The following is a 16,909-nucleotide window of genomic DNA, read 5'->3' on the forward strand; positions in this document are numbered from 1 at the left end:
GCCGTCCATCTGAGCGGCACCGGTGATCATGTTCTTCACGTAGTCGGCGTGGCCCGGGCAGTCCACGTGTGCGTAGTGACGATTCGGGCTTTCGTATTCCACGTGCGCCGTCGAGATCGTGATGCCGCGCGCCTTTTCTTCCGGCGCCGCGTCGATCGCGTCATAGGCCTTGAACTCACCGCCGAAACGTTCCGCGCCCACCTTCGTCAGCGCTGCCGTCAGCGTGGTCTTGCCGTGGTCCACGTGGCCGATCGTGCCGACGTTTACGTGGGGCTTGGTGCGCTCGAACTTACCCTTAGCCATGGTATGTCTCTCTTTAGTACTTTGTTGAAACGGGAATGTTGTGATTCTGGAAGCGGGGCCCGATCACGAGCCCCGGTTCCGGTTAGGACTTCTTCATCACCGCGTCGGCGATGTTGGCCGGCGCTTCAGCGTAGTGGTCGAATTCCATCGTGAAGGTGGCGCGACCCTGCGACATCGAACGCAGCGTGGTCGCGTAGCCGAACATTTCGCCCAGCGGCACCATCGCGTTGATGATCTTGCCCGACGGGCTGTCGTCCTGGCCGGACAGCAGACCGCGACGACGGCTCACGTCGCCCATGACGTCGCCGACATAGTCTTCCGGCGTCACGACTTCGACCTTCATCATCGGCTCGAGCAGGACCGGATCGGCCTTGCGGAAGCCTTCCTTGAACGCCATCGACGCGGCGAGCTTGAACGCCATTTCCGACGAGTCGACGTCGTGGTACGAACCGAACACCAGCTTGACCTTGACGTTGACGACCGGGAAGCCAGCCAGCGGACCGCTGGTGATGGTTTCGCGCAGGCCCTTCTCGACCGCCGGAATGAATTCCTTCGGAATCACGCCGCCGGTGATGTCGTTGATGAACAAGAAATCGTTCTCGACGTCCTTGTTGGCGCGATCGGCTTCGTTCATCGGCGACAGCTCGATCACGACGTGACCGTACTGACCCTTACCACCCGACTGCTTGGCGTGTTTGTAGTCCGACTTGACGTCCGACTTGCGGATCGTTTCGCGGTAGGCCACCTGCGGCTTGCCGACGTTGGCTTCCACGTTGAACTCGCGACGCATGCGGTCGACGATGATGTCCAGGTGCAGCTCGCCCATGCCGGCGATGATGGTCTGGCCCGACTCTTCGTCCGTACGAACGCGGAACGAGGGATCTTCCGCCGCGAGACGCGACAGGGCCATACCCATCTTTTCCTGGTCCGACTTGGTCTTCGGCTCGACCGCCATCGAGATGACGGGCTCCGGGAAGGTCATGCGCTCGAGCGTGATGATGTGATCCTGCGAGCACAGCGTGTCGCCGGTGGTCACGTCCTTCAGGCCCACGGCGGCAGCGATGTCGCCCGCGCGGACTTCCTTGATTTCGTCGCGCTGGTTGGCGTGCATCTGCAGGATGCGGCCGATGCGCTCCTTCCTCGACTTGACCGGGTTGTAGACCTGGTCGCCCGAGTTCAACACGCCCGAGTAGACGCGGAAGAACGTCAGAGCGCCGACGAACGGGTCGGTCATGATCTTGAACGCGAGCGCGGAGAACGGCTCGGAATCCGACGCCTTGCGGCTGTCTTCCTTGTCGTTTTCGTCGATGCCCTGCACCGGCGGACGGTCGGCCGGCGACGGCAGCAGATTGATCACGCCGTCGAGCATGGCCTGCACGCCCTTGTTCTTGAACGCCGAACCGCAGAACACCGGCACGATCTCGACCTTCAGCGTGCGCGCACGCAGGCCTTCGACGATTTCGGCTTCCGACAGCTCGCCTTCGTTCAGGTACTTGTCCATCAGTTCTTCGGACGCTTCGGCAGCGGCTTCGATCATGAAGCTGCGCGCTTCCTCAGCCTTGCTCTTCAGCTCGGCCGGGATTTCGCCGTATTCGAACTTGGTGCCCTGCGAGGCGACATCCCAGTGGATGGCCTTCATCTTGAGCAGGTCGACCACGCCCTCGAAGCCGTCTTCGGCGCCGATCGGCACCTGCATCGGCACGGCGTACGCGCCCAGGCGCGACTTCAGCTGCTCGACGACCTTGTCGAAGTTGGCACCGGTACGGTCCATCTTGTTGACGAACGCCATGCGCGGAACCGAGTACCGGTTGGCCTGACGCCACACGGTCTCGGACTGCGGCTGCACGCCACCGACGGCGCACAGCACGAACACCGCGCCGTCGAGCACGCGCAGCGAACGCTCGACTTCGATGGTGAAGTCGACGTGGCCGGGGGTGTCGATGATGTTGAGGCGGTGCTCAGGCAGGGACTTGTCCATGCCCTTCCAGAACGCCGTGGTCGCGGCGGACGTGATGGTGATGCCGCGCTCCTGCTCCTGCTCCATCCAGTCCATCGTCGCGGCACCTTCGTGCACTTCGCCGATCTTGTGGCTGACGCCGGTGTAGAACAGGATGCGCTCAGACGTGGTGGTCTTGCCGGCATCGATGTGGGCCATGATGCCGAAGTTGCGGTAACGCTCGAGGGGAGTGGTGCGAGCCACGGGACACTCTCTTTGTTTGCGATCTGGTTTGCTGCAACCCGAGGATCGAAATCCGCGGGATCTGCAGATGGCCGGACGCCGCCTCGCGGCGGCTTCCGATTTGCCGGGCGGCGATTACGCCGCCACGGCAGTACAGCTGGCTTCGACGGACCGCGCCGGGCGCGGCGTCGGGATTACCAGCGGTAGTGGGCGAACGCCTTGTTCGCTTCCGCCATGCGGTGGGTTTCTTCGCGCTTCTTGATCGCGCCACCACGGTTTTCGGAAGCATCCAGGAGTTCAGCAGCCAGCTTGCGCGGCATGCTGTTTTCGCCACGCTTGCGGGCCGAGTCGATCAGCCAACGCATTGCCAGGGCCAAGCGGCGGGAAGCGCGCACTTCGACCGGCACCTGATAGGTCGCGCCACCGACACGGCGGGACTTGACCTCGACCGCCGGGGACACGTTGCCCAGTGCCTTCTCGATCAGCTCGACGGCATTGGCGTTCTTTTCGCTGATCACGTCCATGGCGCCATAGACGATCTTTTCAGCGATCGACTTCTTGCCGCTCTGCATGACCATGTTGATGAAGCGCGCGATCGTCTCGCTGCCGTGCTTGGGGTCGGGCAGAACCGAACGCTGCGGGGTGGAACCTTTACGCGACATGGTGCGTACCTTTATTCAAATCTTTGACAGAACCGTTGCGGATGCAGCGGCGCGGATCTTGTTGGCCAGGGATCAGGACTTCGGACGCTTGGCGCCGTACTTCGAACGGCTCTGGCGACGCTTGGTCACGCCGGCAGCGTCGAGCGAACCGCGCACGGTGTGGTAACGCACACCCGGAAGGTCCTTCACGCGACCGCCGCGGATCAGCACCACGGAGTGCTCCTGCAGGTTGTGGCCTTCGCCGCCGATGTACGAAATGACTTCGTAACCGTTGGTCAGGCGCACCTTGGCCACCTTACGCAGAGCCGAGTTCGGCTTCTTCGGGGTGGTGGTGTAGACGCGGGTGCAAACGCCACGACGCTGCGGGCAGTTCGCCAGCGCCGGCGAGGCGCTCTTGTAGGTTTCAGGGCTGCGCGGCTTGCGCACCAGCTGATTGATCGTCGCCATCTGTGACTCTTTATGTGAAGGCCGGAGCCTGGGGTGAAACTTCTGAAAAAACGATCGGCAGCCCGGAATATTCCGGACCGCCGAGACAAAAACACATAGCCCGCGCCTGGCGTTGTCGCCAGTGCGGACTATCCGCCCCAACGCGACATGCGCGCCGGGGAAACTCAGCGATCCCGCCCTACCCTGGGCCCAACACGAGGCGCTCCATGCGCCTCTTTTGGTGATCTGGACGGCACCAGCCCGTGGGCTGTCCGTCGGAAAGCGCGGAAGTATAGCGTGCTTCCTTGCCGATTTGTAGCCGGGGCGCCCAGGACGCCACCGACCCTCCTTCCGCTGCCTGCGCAACGGTCGGATGCCCCTGCCGGAGGACCGGCAGGGGCAATACCGCTTATTCCTCGGTCGAGGCCTCGGTCTCGGCGCCCTCGGCCGCGGCCGGAGCCTCGGTCATGCCACCGGACAGGGTCTCCAGCTCGGACTCGGTCAGACCGGACGCCGAGCGGCGGCGCTGGGTGTGGTAGGCCAGGCCCGTACCGGCCGGGATCAGGCGACCGACGATCACGTTCTCCTTCAGGCCGCGCAGGCCGTCACGGGTACCGCGGACCGCCGCCTCGGTGAGGACGCGGGTGGTCTCCTGGAACGAAGCCGCCGAGATGAACGACTCGGTCGCCAGCGAGGCCTTGGTGATACCCAGCAGGACCGGATCGGACTTGGACAGGATCTCGTTCTTCGACTGCAGGCGGGCATTTTCCTCGACGAAGCGCTGGCGCTCGATCTGCTCGCCATTGAGGAACTTGCTGTCGCCGGCGTCGGTGATCTCGACCTTACGCAGCATCTGGCGAACGATCACCTCGATGTGCTTGTCGTTGATCTTCACGCCCTGCAGGCGGTAGACGTCCTGGATTTCCTTGGTCAGGTACACGGCCAGCGGCTCGACGCCGAGCAGGCGCAGGATGTCCTGCGGGCTGGGCTCGCCGTCCACCACGGTCTCGCCCTTCTCCACGTGCTCGCCTTCGAACACGATGATCTGGCGGTACTTCGGAATGAGCTCTTCGTGCTCGTTACCGTCGGTGTCCTTGATGATCAGGCGCTGCTTGCCCTTGGTGTCCTTGCCGAACGACACGATGCCCGAGGTTTCGGCCAGGATCGCCGGATCCTTCGGCTTGCGCGCTTCGAACAAGTCGGCCACGCGCGGCAGACCGCCGGTGATGTCGCGGGTCTTCGACGCTTCCTGCGGAATCTTCGCGACCACGTCGCCCACGCCGACCGGCGCGCCGTCCTGCAGGTTCACGATCGAGCGCGGCGGCAGCATGTACTGCGCCGGCAGGTCGGTACCCGGGATGGACAGGTCCTTGCCGTTCTTGTCGACGATACGCACGATCGGACGCAGGTCCTTGCCCTGCGAACCGCGACGCTTCGGATCGGTGATCTCGCGCGAAGCCAGGCCGGTCAGTTCGTCGGTCTTCTCGATGACGGTGACGCCGTCGATGAAGTCGATGAAGCGGATGAAGCCGGCGACTTCCGACACGATCGGGTGGTTATGCGGATCCCAGTTCGCGACCTGCTGGCCGGCCTTGATCTCCGCACCGTCCTTGATCGCGATAGTGGCGCCGTACGGCAGCTTGTAACGCTCGCGCTCGCGGCCATGGCCGTCGAGCACGGACAGTTCACCCGAACGCGACACCGCCACGCGGTGGCCCTGGCTGTGTTCGACGAACTTGAGGTTGTTGTACTTCAGCGTACCGGTGGTCTTGACCGTCACGTTGTCGATGGCGGCCGCACGCGACGCCGCACCACCGATGTGGAACGTACGCATGGTCAGCTGCGTACCCGGCTCGCCGATCGACTGCGCGGCGACGACGCCGACCGCTTCGCCGTGGTTGACCAGGTGGCCGCGGCCAAGGTCGCGACCGTAGCAGTGCGAGCACACGCCGAACGAGGACCGGCAGGTGATCGTAGAACGCACCTTGATCGACTGCACGCCAGCGTCTTCGAGCTTCTGCACCCAGGCTTCGTCGAGCAGGGTGTTGCGGGTGACGATCGGATCCTCGTCGTTACCCGGCAGGAACACGTCCTCGGCCACGACGCGGCCCAGCACGCGGTCGCGCAGCGGTTCGACCACGTCGCCGCCTTCCACGATCGGAGTCATGGTCAGACCTTCGAGCGTGCCGCAATCGGTTTCGGTGATCACCACGTCCTGCGCCACGTCGACGAGGCGACGGGTCAGGTAACCGGAGTTCGCGGTCTTCAATGCCGTATCGGCAAGACCCTTACGGGCGCCGTGGGTCGAGATGAAGTACTGCAGAACGTTCAGGCCTTCGCGGAAGTTCGCGGTAATCGGCGTCTCGATGATCGAGCCGTCCGGCTTGGCCATCAGGCCGCGCATACCGGCGAGCTGACGGATCTGCGCCTGCGAACCACGCGCGCCCGAGTCGGCCATGATGTAGATCGAGTTCATCGACTTCTGCGGGACCTGTTCGCCCTTGGCGTTGGTCACGGTGTCGGTACCGATCGTGTCCATCATCGCCTTGGCGACGCGTTCGTTGGTACGCGACCAGATGTCGACGACCTTGTTGTAGCGCTCGCCGGCGGTGACCAGACCCGACTGGTACTGCTGCTGGATGTCGAGGACTTCCTGCTCGGCTTCGTCCAGGATCCCCTTCTTCTCCAGCGGGATCTTCATGTCGTCGATACCGATCGACACGCCCGCACGGGTCGCGTAGCTGAAGCCCGTGTACATCAGCTGGTCGGCGAACACGACGGTGTCCTTCAGACCCAGCATGCGGTAGCACGAGTTGATCAGGCGGCTGATGTTCTTCTTGGTCAGCTCGACGTTGGCCAGTGCGAACGGCAGGCCTTCCGGCAGGATCTCGCGCAGCAGCGCGCGGCCGACGGTGGTGTCGACGATCGAGGTCTTCTTCGAACGCGAACCGTCTTCGGCGACCACGGTCTCGGTGATGCGCACCTTGCACTTGGCGTGCAGTTCGACCTTGCGGTTGTCGTAGGCGCGCTTGACCTCGGCGACGTTGGCGAACGCCATGCCCTCGCCCTTCTTGTTCTCGAGGGCGCGGCTCATGTAGTACAGACCGAGCACGACGTCCTGCGACGGCACGATGATCGGCTCGCCGTTCGCCGGCGACAGGATGTTGTTCGAGGACATCATCAGCGCGCGCGCTTCCAGCTGGGCTTCCAGCGAGAGCGGCACGTGGACGGCCATCTGGTCACCGTCGAAGTCGGCGTTGAACGCGGTGCAGACCAGCGGGTGCAGCTGGATCGCCTTGCCTTCGATCAGCACCGGCTCGAACGCCTGGATGCCCAGGCGGTGCAGGGTCGGCGCACGGTTCAGCAGGACCGGATGCTCGCGGATCACCTCCTCGAGGATGTCCCACACCATCGGCTCTTCGCGCTCGACGAGCTTCTTGGCGGCCTTGATGGTGGTGGCCAGGCCACGACGCTGCAGCTTCGCGAAGATGAATGGCTTGAACAGTTCCAGCGCCATCTTCTTCGGCAGGCCGCACTCGTGCAGACGCAGGGTCGGACCGACCACGATGACCGAACGGCCCGAGTAGTCCACGCGCTTGCCGAGCAGGTTCTGGCGGAAGCGGCCCTGCTTGCCCTTGATCATGTCGGCCAGCGACTTGAGCGGGCGCTTGTTGGTGCCGGTGATGGCGCGGCCACGGCGGCCGTTGTCCATCAGCGCGTCGACCGATTCCTGCAGCATGCGCTTTTCGTTGCGCACGATGATGTCGGGCGCATTGAGTTCGAGCAGGCGGCGCAGGCGGTTGTTACGGTTGATGACGCGGCGGTACAGGTCGTTGAGATCCGACGTCGCGAAGCGGCCGCCGTCCAGCGGCACCAGCGGGCGCAGATCCGGCGGCAGCACCGGCAGCACGGTCATGACCATCCACTCCGGACGGTTGCCGGATTCGAGGAAGGCTTCGACCAGCTTGATGCGCTTGGTCAGACGCTTGAGCTTGGTTTCCGAACCGGTGGAAGCGATGTCTTCCTTCAGCTGGATCATCTCGGCCTGCAGGTCGATCGTGCGCAGCAGGTCGTAGACCGCCTCGGCGCCCATCGCGGCTTCGAAGTCGTCGCCATGCTCCTGGCGCGCCTGCATGTACTGCTCTTCGTTGAGCAGCATGCCGCGTTCCATCGGGGTCAGGCCCGGCTCGGTCACCACGTAGGCTTCGAAGTACAGGATGCGCTCGATGTCGCGCAGGGTCATGTCCAGCATCAGGCCGATGCGCGAGGGCAGCGACTTGAGGAACCAGATGTGCGCGACCGGCGACGCCAGGTCGATGTGACCCATGCGCTCGCGGCGCACCTTGGCCAGCGTCACTTCGGTGCCGCACTTCTCGCAGACCACGCCACGGTGCTTCATGCGCTTGTACTTGCCGCACAGGCACTCGTAGTCCTTGATCGGACCGAAGATCGCGGCGCAGAACAGGCCGTCGCGTTCCGGCTTGAAGGTACGGTAGTTGATGGTTTCCGGCTTCTTCACTTCGCCGTAGGACCACGAGCGGATCAGGTCCGGCGAAGCCAGCGCAATCTTGATCGCATCGAAGTCGATCGCGGGGCGCTGCTGGTTGAAGAGATTAAGCAGGTCTTTCATTTGTTTTCTCCGGAAGGAGGAATTCGTCGAGGGCTGTGGATCGCTGAATCAGTAGGAAGGGAAGCGCGCGACTCGCTGCGCTTCCCGCCTATGGCTCAGGTCTCTTCCAGCTCCATGTTGATCGCGAGCGAGCGGATTTCCTTCACCAGCACGTTGAAGGATTCCGGCATGCCGGCCACCATCTCGTACTCGCCGTCGACGATGTTCTTGTACATCTGGTTGCGGCCCTGCACGTCGTCGGACTTCACCGTCAGCATTTCCTGCAGGGTGTAGGCCGCGCCGTAGGCTTCCAGCGCCCAGACTTCCATTTCGCCGAAACGCTGGCCGCCGAACTGCGCCTTGCCGCCCAGCGGCTGCTGGGTGACGAGCGAGTACGGACCGGTCGAACGCGCGTGCATCTTGTCGTCGACCAGGTGGTTCAGCTTCAGCATGTGCATGTAGCCGACCGTGACCGGACGCTCGAAGGATTCACCGGTACGACCATCGAACAGCATGGTCTGGCCGCTCAGCGGCAGCTCGGCGAGTTCGAGCATCTTCTTGATCTCGAATTCGGCCGCGCCGTCGAACACCGGGGTCGCCATCGGCACGCCGTCGGTGAGGTTCTTCGCCAGCGTCAGCAGCTCCTGATCGGAGAACTGCTTGAGGTCGACGCGCTCCTCGTGCGTGGTGCGGTCGTGGTTGTAGATCTCGTCGAGGAACTTGCGCAGCTCGGCAACCTTCTGTTGCGACTCGAGCATGCGCTGGATCTTCTTGCCCAGACCCTTGGCGGCCCAGCCAAGGTGCACTTCCAGCACCTGGCCGATGTTCATACGCGACGGCACGCCCAGCGGATTCAGCACGATGTCGACGGTCTCGCCGTTCGCCATGTACGGCATGTCTTCGACGGGGACAATCGTCGACACCACACCCTTGTTACCGTGGCGGCCGGCCATCTTGTCGCCCGGCTGGATGCGGCGCTTCACGGCCAGGAACACCTTGACCATCTTCAGCACGCCCGGAGCGAGGTCGTCGCCCTGGGTGATCTTGCCGCGCTTGTCCTGGAAGCGCTTTTCAAATTCCTTCTCGTGCGCCTCGATCTGCTTCTGCGCGCGTTCGATCGCCTCGACCGCGTCGTCGTCCTTCATGCGCAGGGTGAACCAGTCCTTCTTCGACAGGCTGTCGAGCACCAGCGAAGTGACGGTGTCGCCCTTCTTCAGGCCGGCGCCGCCGTTGGCGACCTTGCCGATCAGCTGCGAGCGCAGGCGATCGAAGATGGCCGCTTCGAGGATGCGGAACTGGTCGTCGAAGTCCTTCTTGACGCGCTTGATTTCGGACTCTTCGATCTGGCGGGCACGCTTGTCCTTCTCGATGCCGTCGCGGGTGAAGACCTGCACGTCGATGACGACGCCGTCCATGCCCGGGGGCACGCGCAGCGAGCTGTCCTTAACGTCGGAAGCCTTCTCGCCGAAGATCGCGCGCAGCAGCTTCTCTTCCGGCGTCAGCTGGCTCTCGCCCTTCGGCGTGACCTTGCCGACGAGGATGTCGCCCGCGCGCACTTCCGCACCGATGTAGACCACGCCCGACTCGTCGAGGCGGTTCAGCGCCTGCTCGGAGACGTTCGGGATGTCGGCGGAGATTTCTTCCGGCCCCAGCTTGGTGTCGCGCGCCTGGACGGTGAGCTCTTCGATGTGGATCGTGGTGTAGCGATCCTCTTCGACCACGCGCTCGGAGAGCAGGATCGAGTCTTCGAAGTTGTAGCCGTTCCACGGCATGAACGCGACCAGCATGTTCTGGCCCAGCGCCAGCTCGCCGATGTCGGTCGAAGGACCGTCGGCCAGCACGTCGCCGCGCGCGACCACGTTACCCACCTTCACCAGCGGAGACTGGTTGATGCAGGTGTTCTGGTTGGAACGCGTGTACTTGATCAGGTTGTAGATGTCGACGCCGGCATCGTGTTCGCCGGAGATCTCGCTCTCGTTGACCTTGACCACGATGCGGGCCGCGTCGATCTGTTCGATCACGCCGCCGCGCAGGGCGTTCACGGTCACGCCCGAGTCGCGCGCCACGGCGCGCTCGATGCCGGTACCGACCAGCGGCTTCTGTGCCTTCAGCGTAGGCACGGCCTGGCGCTGCATGTTCGCGCCCATCAGCGCGCGGTTGGCGTCGTCGTGCTCGAGGAACGGCACCAGCGCGGCCGCGACCGACACGGTCTGCATCGGCGAGACGTCCATGAAGTGGATTTCGCTCGGCGGCTTCAGCAGCGACTCGCCCTGGTAGCGGCAGTCGACGAACTGGGCGGTGATGTGGCCCTTGTCGTCGCGCGGCGCGTTGGCCTGGGCGATGACGTACTCGTTTTCTTCGATCGCCGACAGGTATTCGATGTCGTCGGTGACGCGGCCTTCCACGACCTTGCGGTACGGCGTCTCGAGGAAGCCGTAGCGGTTGGTGCGTGCGAACACGGCGAGCGAGTTGATCAGGCCGATGTTCGGGCCTTCAGGCGTTTCGATGGTGCAGACGCGGCCGTAATGGGTCGGATGCACGTCGCGCACTTCGAAGCCGGCGCGCTCGCGGGTCAGACCGCCCGGACCCAGCGCGGAGACGCGACGCTTGTGCGTCACTTCCGACAGCGGGTTGTTCTGGTCCATGAACTGCGACAGCTGCGAGGAACCGAAGAATTCCTTGATCGCGGCGGCCACCGGCTTGGCGTTGATCAGCTCCTGCGGGGTCAGGCCTTCGGACTCGGCCATCGACAGGCGCTCCTTCACGGCGCGCTCGACGCGGACCAGGCCGACGCGGAACACGTTCTCGGCCATTTCGCCGACCGAACGAACGCGACGGTTGCCCAGGTGGTCGATGTCATCCACCACGCCACGGCCGTTGCGGATCTCGGTCAGCACGCGGATGGCATCGAGGATGTCCGACGTGCCGCGGAACTGCTCGCGCAGGCGCACGGACTCCTCGTCCTTGCGCTCGGCGAAGTACTTGGCGTCGTACAGCACCGATGCGCCGGTGACTTCCTTGCGGCCGAGGCGGCGGTTGAACTTCATCCGGCCCACGCCCGACAGGTCGTAGCGCTCGAAGGTGAAGAACAGATTGTGGAACAGGTTCTGCGCAGCGTCCTTGGTCGGCGGTTCGCCCGGACGCATCATGCGGTAGATCTCGACCAGCGCTTCGAGCTGGGTCTTGCTGCCGTCGATGCGCAGGGTGTTCGACAGGTACGCGCCGCGATCGAGGTCGTTGACCCACAGCGTGCCAACGGCGACAACACCGGCCTTGCGGAACTTGGCCAGGTGGTCGTCGTTGATCTCGTCGTTTGCCAGCGCCAGCAGTTCACCGGTGTTGGGATCGACGACGTCCTGCGACAGGATGCGGCCGACGAGGTAGCTGTCCGGCACGGCCAGCGCAGCGATGCCCGAGGCTTCGAGCTGCTTGACGTGGCGCGCGGTGATGCGGCGGCCGGCTTCGACGATGACCTTGTCGCCATCGGCGAGGTCGAAGTCGAGGGTTTCGCCGCGCAGGCGTTCCGGAACCAGTTCGAGTTGGACGCCTTCCTTGGGATCGATGTGGAAGGTGTTGATCTCGAAGAACTCGCGCAGCATCTCTTCGTTGTTGTAACCGAGCGCGCGCAGCAGCACGGTCACCGGCAACTTGCGGCGACGGTCGATACGGGTGAACAGCGCGTCCTTCGGGTCGAACTCGAAGTCCAGCCAGGAGCCGCGGTAAGGAATGATGCGGGCGCTGTACAGCAGCTTGCCCGAGCTGTGCGTCTTGCCGCGATCGTGGTCGAAGAACACGCCCGGCGAACGGTGCAGCTGCGAGACGATGACGCGCTCGGTACCGTTGACGATGAAGGTGCCGTTGCCGGTCATGAGCGGGATTTCGCCCATGTAGACCTCTTGCTCCTTCACGTACTTGATCGCCTTGGTCGACGACTCGCGGTCGTAGATCACCAGGCGCACGGTCACGCGCAGCGGCGCGCCGTAGGACAGGCCGCGGTTACGGCACTCGCGCTCGTCGAACGGCGGCTCGCCGAGCTTGTAGCCGACGTATTCCAGCGCGGCGTTGCCGCTGTAGCTGACGATCGGGAACACCGACTTCAGCGCCGCATGCAGGCCGCGGTCCTCGCGCTTGGCGGGATCGGCGAACTCCTGCAGGAACTCGCGATAGGAATCGACCTGGATCGCGAGCAGGAACGGAACTTCGAGAATCGACCGGCGCTTGCCGAAGTTCTTGCGGATGCGCTTCTTTTCGGTGAACGAATAATTCGTTTTGGAAGCTGTCGTCATGGGGAGCTGCCGCCTCTTGTAAGAGCCGGGACGGAAGGTTCGCGATGCGCGATTCGTGAACAAAAGCACAGCCTTGGCTGCCACGAATCCCGAATCTCTACTCTCCAATCCCTGAAAGATTGAACTGTCAGTTGGAAGCCGCGGGTATTGCCGGCACCCGCACGCCCTCTAGTGCTGCTTCCAACTACCAACTCGGTTGGGTTTCCGGCGCCGCTCGAAAAACACAGACCATCCGGAAAGAGCGACGCGAAGTCCGGATAGCGGTTTGGCCAGGGCACGACAGGCCCGGACCGTGTAGAGCTGTTTAGTTTTGCATCACTTCAACAACGGCCAAAGGCCGGGACCTTACGGCCCCAGCCTTCAGTGGTCGCCGATGACATCCGGCGACACGGATACTGCTTACTTGACCTCGACGGTCGCGCCAGCAGCTTCCAGTTCCTTCTTGAACTTGGCAGCGTCGTCCTTCGACACGGCATCCTTCAGGACGCCGCCGGCCTCGGTGAGGTCCTTGGCTTCCTTCAGGCCCAGGCCGGTGATGGCGCGGACGGCCTTGATCACGTCGACCTTCTTCTCGCCGGCGCTCTTCAGCACGACGGTGAATTCGGTCTGCTCTTCAACCGGGGCAGCGGCAGCGGCCGGGCCGGCCACCATGACCGGAGCGGCGGCGGTGACGCCGAACTTGTCTTCGATGGCCTTCACCAGGTCCATCACTTCCATCAGCGACTTGGCGGCGATGGCGTCGACGATCTGTTCGTTAGACAGGGACATTTTGATTACCTCTGGAAATTTGTTGGTCTTGCGATTCGGTTAGTAAGTCGCGTCAGCGAACTCAGGCTTCGGCGGCAGCTTCGGCCGGAGCGGCTTCGCCGCCACCCTGCTTGTCGGCCACGGCCTTGACGGCACGAGCGAACATCGCGGCGGGTTCGGCGAGGACGCGGGCCAGCATGGCCAGGGCCTGTTCGCGGGTCGGCAGCGAGGCCAGGACTTCGACGTGTTCGGCAGGCAGCAGCTTGCCTTCCACCGACACGACCTTGGCCTTGAGCTTGTCGTTACCCTTGGACGCTTCCTTGATCAGACGACCGGCGGCGCCGGGTTCTTCCAGCGAGAACGCATACAGCAGCGGACCGGTGAGGGCGTCCTTGACGACCTCGAACTCGGTACCGGCGACGGCACGCGCGGCCAGCGTGTTCTTGACAACCTTCAAGTACACGCCGGTTTCGCGGGCCTTCTTGCGCATCGCGGTCATCTGACTGACCGTGGTGCCCGCGTACTCGGCTGCGACCAAGGAGTGCGCCTTGGCGGCGATTTCTGCCACCTGTGCGACTACATCTTGCTTCTGAGACAGATTGAGAGCCATTGCACTCCTCCAATTGAATTCCGCTCACGGCTCCTGCCGCTTGCGGTCCTGGGCGGCGCCTTCCCTGACGCCGGGGATGCTTGCGCATCCCGGTGGTGGCCCTTCCGGAAATTTCCAGAGGGGGCTTCACCATCTACGCAGGCTTGCCGGACGGGTTGTCCAAAAGCTGATTAAGCGATCCCGCTAGTGGCGACGGCGATTCCTTGCCAGTACGAGCTCCCTGCCCGTCGTCGTCACGCGCTGACCGCGCCTGCGGTCTTTGACGGCTCGCTTCGGATCGAGTCCTCTGCGGCGCCCTCAAAAACGTTGCGGATGGCGCAAGCGCCATCCACCTGAAACGAATTACTTCAGTGCCAGCGTCGCCTGGTCCACGGCAACGCCGGGGCCCATGGTGGTGCTGATCGAGATCTTCTGCAGGTACTGGCCCTTCGAGGTCGCCGGCTTGGCCTTGATCAGGTCGTGCAGCAACGCTTCGAGGTTGCCCTTCAGGTCAGCGTCGTTGAACGAAGCCTTGCCGATGGTGCAGTGGATGATGCCGGCCTTGTCGGTGCGGTAACGCACCTGGCCGCCCTTGGCGTTCTTCACGGCTTCGGCCGGGTTCGGCGAAACGGTGCCGACCTTCGGGTTCGGCATCAGGCCACGCGGGCCGAGCACCTGGCCCAGCTTACCGACGACGCGCATCGCGTCCGGGGTGGCGATGACCACGTCGTAGTTCAGATCGCCGGCCTGCATCTTCTCGGCCAGGTCGTCCATGCCGACGATGTCGGCGCCAGCGGCCAGGGCTTCGTCGGCCTTGGCACCGGCCGGGGCGAACACCGCCACGCGCACGCTCTTACCGGTACCGGCGGGCAGCACGGTCGAACCGCGGACCTGCTGGTCGGACTTCTTCGCGTCCACGCCCAGGCGCACGGCCACGTCGACGGACTCGACGAACTTGGCCTTGGTGGCGTTCTTGATGATCTTGACGGCCTCGTCAAAGCCATAGGCCTTGCCCGGAACCACGGCGGCCAGGATGGCCTTCTGTCGCTTGTTCATTGCCATGTGCTTAGCCCTCCACCACCAGACCCATCGAGCGGGCCGAACCCGCAATCGTCTTCACCGCTGCGTCCAGATCGGCCGCGGTCAGATCGGCTTCCTTCGCCTTGGCGATGTCTTCGAGCTGCTTGCGGGTGACCTTGCCCACCTTCTCGGTGTTCGGGCGCTTGGAGCCGGACTGGATGCCAGCCGCCTTCTTCAGCAGCACCGAAGCCGGGGTCGACTTGGTGACGAAGGTGAACGTACGGTCGGAGTACGCGGTGATGATGACCGGGGTCGGCAGACCCGGCTCGAGCTTGGAGGTCGCGGCGTTGAACGCTTTGCAGAACTCCATGATATTCAGGCCGCGCTGACCGAGGGCGGGACCCACCGGCGGCGACGGGTTGGCCTGGCCGGCCTTGACCTGAAGCTTGATGTAGCCAACTACTTTCTTAGCCATTTTCTTCTCTCCGGGTGCTAGCGCCTGAGGTCAGGCTCCCCATCGGACCGGGAAAATCGCGTGTCCCGGCTTCACGTTTTGCAGGATTTCCAGACGCCGACAGCCGCCCTGGAGAGGCGGCTGTGGTTCCGGGTGGCTCGCGCCTTGGGCAGCGAGCCGGCGAGTATAGCTTTTCGAGGGCCTTGCAGGCAAGAGCGTCATTGCCTCGCATGGCTAGCCGCGGCGGCGGCGCGACCGAAGCCGCCACTGCCGGCGTACCGCGGCGCTCACTTGGCCTTTTCGACCTGACCGAACTCCAGCTCGACCGGGGTCGAGCGGCCGAAGATCAGCACAGCCACGCGCAGGCGGCTCTTCTCGTAGTTGATCTCTTCGACCACGCCGTTGAAGTCGACGAACGGACCGTCGGTGACGCGGACCATCTCGCCCGGCTCGAACAGGACCTTCGGCTTGGGCTTCTCCACGCCTTCCTGAACGCGCTGCAGGATGGCGTCGGCCTCGGAATCCTTGATCGGCAGGGGGCGATCGGCGGTGCCGCCGATGAAGCCCATGACCTTCGGGGTTTCCTTGATCAGGTGCCAGCTTTCGTTGTCGATGCGCGGGATGCCGGCTTCTTCGTGCGTAGCGATCTGGACCAGGACATAGCCTGGGAAGAACTTGCGCTCGGAGCGGCGCTTCTGGCCGGAGCGCATTTCCACGACCTCTTCGGTCGGGACCAGCACTTCGCCGAAGCGGTCCTGCATCTCGGCGCGCACGATGCGGTCGCGCAGGGCCTGGGCTACCGACTTCTCGAAACCGGAATAGGCGTGGACGACGTACCAGCGCTTGTTGTTGCTACCTTCGGACACCGGCATTTCTCCTTAACGCGCCAGCAAGGCCTTCACGGCCCACTGAATGACGAGGTCGAAGCCGGCCAGGATCAGGCTGAGGATGGCCACGGCGGCGATGACGACCCAGGTCGTGCGCAGCGCTTCCTGGCGGGTCGGCCAGACCACCTTGCGCAGTTCGAAGCGTGATTCCGAGAGGAATTCGCGCGTCTGAACGCCCTTGCCCGTGGTCATGAACACCACCGCGCCAGCCACCAGGCCGCCGCACACCGCTAGCGCGCGCAGCACCGTCGCCCAGTCGCTGAACCAGTAGAACGCGAAGATGCCGGCGGCCACGAGGACCAGGGCCAGCACGTACTTCACGATGTCGCCGCCGGAGGCCGACGAGCCGGGTTGTTCGACCTTGCTATTCATTCGGTCCATTGCGCGACCGTGGCCGCGTCACCTGATTGGATCCGGCTCAGCGCCGGTCGCGGAACGATCCGCGTATGAAACATGGCACGCCAGGAGGGACTCGAACCCCCAACCTGCGGTTTTGGAGACCGCTGCTCTGCCAATTGAGCTACTGGCGTGTGGCTTGGAACATTGTCTTTGGGCTGCTTCCGAAAAAGCAACGGCGGCTCGCGCCGCCAGGGCCCCTACCGCTTCTCGAGCCGGCTGTGGACCGACCCGGATAAAGCCCCGGGTGCGCCTTGGGGCGCACCCGGGTCAATTCGTCATTTCAGGATCTTCGACACCACGCCGGCGCCGACGGTACGGCCGCCTTCGCGGATCGCGAAGCGCAGGCCT

At 64.0% G+C, this 16,909-nt stretch carries 13 protein-coding genes and 1 tRNA gene; all 14 read right to left on the reverse strand.

Features of this window, described 5'->3' with window-relative positions; all coding sequences use genetic code 11:
* The coding region (locus ACYVJ8_RS10620; RefSeq protein WP_460712159.1) for a GTP-binding protein at window positions 1-303 on the reverse strand (303 nt) is incomplete at its 3' end.
* 82 nt (window positions 304-385) lie between these two features.
* A complete protein-coding gene (fusA, locus tag ACYVJ8_RS10625) occupies window positions 386-2,503 on the reverse strand; it encodes an elongation factor G (RefSeq protein ID WP_460712161.1) in 2,118 nt (705 codons plus the stop codon).
* 173 nt (window positions 2,504-2,676) lie between these two features.
* A complete protein-coding gene (rpsG, locus tag ACYVJ8_RS10630; protein ID WP_187711357.1) occupies window positions 2,677-3,144 on the reverse strand; it encodes a 30S ribosomal protein S7 in 468 nt (155 codons plus the stop codon).
* Window positions 3,145-3,216: 72 nt separating this feature from the next.
* The gene (rpsL, locus tag ACYVJ8_RS10635) at window positions 3,217-3,591 is read right to left on the reverse strand and encodes a 30S ribosomal protein S12 (protein ID WP_187711356.1); all 375 of its coding nucleotides are present in this window, start codon (window positions 3,589-3,591) and stop codon (window positions 3,217-3,219) included.
* A 388-nt stretch (window positions 3,592-3,979) separates the two neighbouring features.
* Entirely contained in the window at window positions 3,980-8,200 is a 4,221-nt protein-coding gene (gene rpoC, locus ACYVJ8_RS10640; RefSeq protein ID WP_460712164.1) for a DNA-directed RNA polymerase subunit beta', read from the reverse strand.
* Between the two features lie 95 nt (window positions 8,201-8,295).
* Complete coding sequence (gene rpoB / locus ACYVJ8_RS10645; RefSeq protein WP_460712166.1) at window positions 8,296-12,465, reverse strand: DNA-directed RNA polymerase subunit beta; 4,170 nt, start codon at window positions 12,463-12,465, stop codon at window positions 8,296-8,298.
* 399 nt (window positions 12,466-12,864) lie between these two features.
* Window positions 12,865-13,233 carry a 50S ribosomal protein L7/L12 gene (rplL, locus tag ACYVJ8_RS10650; protein WP_460712168.1) on the reverse strand — a complete coding sequence of 123 codons (369 nt, stop codon included), beginning with the start codon at window positions 13,231-13,233 and terminating at the stop codon, window positions 12,865-12,867.
* 61 nt (window positions 13,234-13,294) lie between these two features.
* Entirely contained in the window at window positions 13,295-13,822 is a 528-nt protein-coding gene (gene rplJ / locus ACYVJ8_RS10655) for a 50S ribosomal protein L10 (RefSeq protein WP_460712170.1), read from the reverse strand.
* Window positions 13,823-14,164: 342 nt separating this feature from the next.
* Window positions 14,165-14,863: a 50S ribosomal protein L1 gene (gene rplA, locus ACYVJ8_RS10660; RefSeq protein WP_460712172.1), complete on the reverse strand. Its 699-nt coding sequence runs from the start codon at window positions 14,861-14,863 to the stop codon at window positions 14,165-14,167.
* 4 nt (window positions 14,864-14,867) lie between these two features.
* Window positions 14,868-15,296 carry a 50S ribosomal protein L11 gene (gene rplK / locus ACYVJ8_RS10665; RefSeq protein ID WP_310056322.1) on the reverse strand — a complete coding sequence of 143 codons (429 nt, stop codon included), beginning with the start codon at window positions 15,294-15,296 and terminating at the stop codon, window positions 14,868-14,870.
* Between the two features lie 266 nt (window positions 15,297-15,562).
* Window positions 15,563-16,141: a transcription termination/antitermination protein NusG gene (gene nusG, locus ACYVJ8_RS10670; RefSeq protein WP_460712174.1), complete on the reverse strand. Its 579-nt coding sequence runs from the start codon at window positions 16,139-16,141 to the stop codon at window positions 15,563-15,565.
* Between the two features lie 12 nt (window positions 16,142-16,153).
* Window positions 16,154-16,534, reverse strand: coding sequence for a preprotein translocase subunit SecE (secE, locus tag ACYVJ8_RS10675; protein WP_460712176.1), 381 nt, complete (start codon window positions 16,532-16,534; stop codon window positions 16,154-16,156).
* Between the two features lie 82 nt (window positions 16,535-16,616).
* Window positions 16,617-16,692: transfer RNA gene (locus ACYVJ8_RS10680), tRNA-Trp, on the reverse strand.
* Window positions 16,693-16,836: 144 nt separating this feature from the next.
* A partial coding sequence (locus tag ACYVJ8_RS10685; protein ID WP_217650079.1) for an EF-Tu C-terminal domain-related protein occupies window positions 16,837-16,909 on the reverse strand: 73 nt, incomplete at its 5' end.

The sequence above is a fragment of the Lysobacter terrae genome (genome assembly GCF_054782215.1).

Bases quoted from the DNA above. Each gene is read 5' to 3' on its own strand.
- rpsL (WP_187711356.1), bottom strand. From the start codon at position 3,591: ATGGCGACGATCAATCAGCTGGTGCGCAAGCCGCGCAGCCCTGAAACC.
- rplK (WP_310056322.1), bottom strand. From the start codon at position 15,296: ATGGCTAAGAAAGTAGTTGGCTACATCAAGCTTCAGGTCAAGGCCGGC.
- rpsG (WP_187711357.1), bottom strand. From the start codon at position 3,144: ATGTCGCGTAAAGGTTCCACCCCGCAGCGTTCGGTTCTGCCCGACCCC.
- rplJ (WP_460712170.1), bottom strand. From the start codon at position 13,822: ATGGCTCTCAATCTGTCTCAGAAGCAAGATGTAGTCGCACAGGTGGCA.
- rpoC (WP_460712164.1), bottom strand. From the start codon at position 8,200: ATGAAAGACCTGCTTAATCTCTTCAACCAGCAGCGCCCCGCGATCGAC.
- rplA (WP_460712172.1), bottom strand. From the start codon at position 14,863: ATGGCAATGAACAAGCGACAGAAGGCCATCCTGGCCGCCGTGGTTCCG.
- rplL (WP_460712168.1), bottom strand. From the start codon at position 13,233: ATGTCCCTGTCTAACGAACAGATCGTCGACGCCATCGCCGCCAAGTCG.
- rpoB (WP_460712166.1), bottom strand. From the start codon at position 12,465: ATGACGACAGCTTCCAAAACGAATTATTCGTTCACCGAAAAGAAGCGC.
- secE (WP_460712176.1), bottom strand. From the start codon at position 16,534: ATGAATAGCAAGGTCGAACAACCCGGCTCGTCGGCCTCCGGCGGCGAC.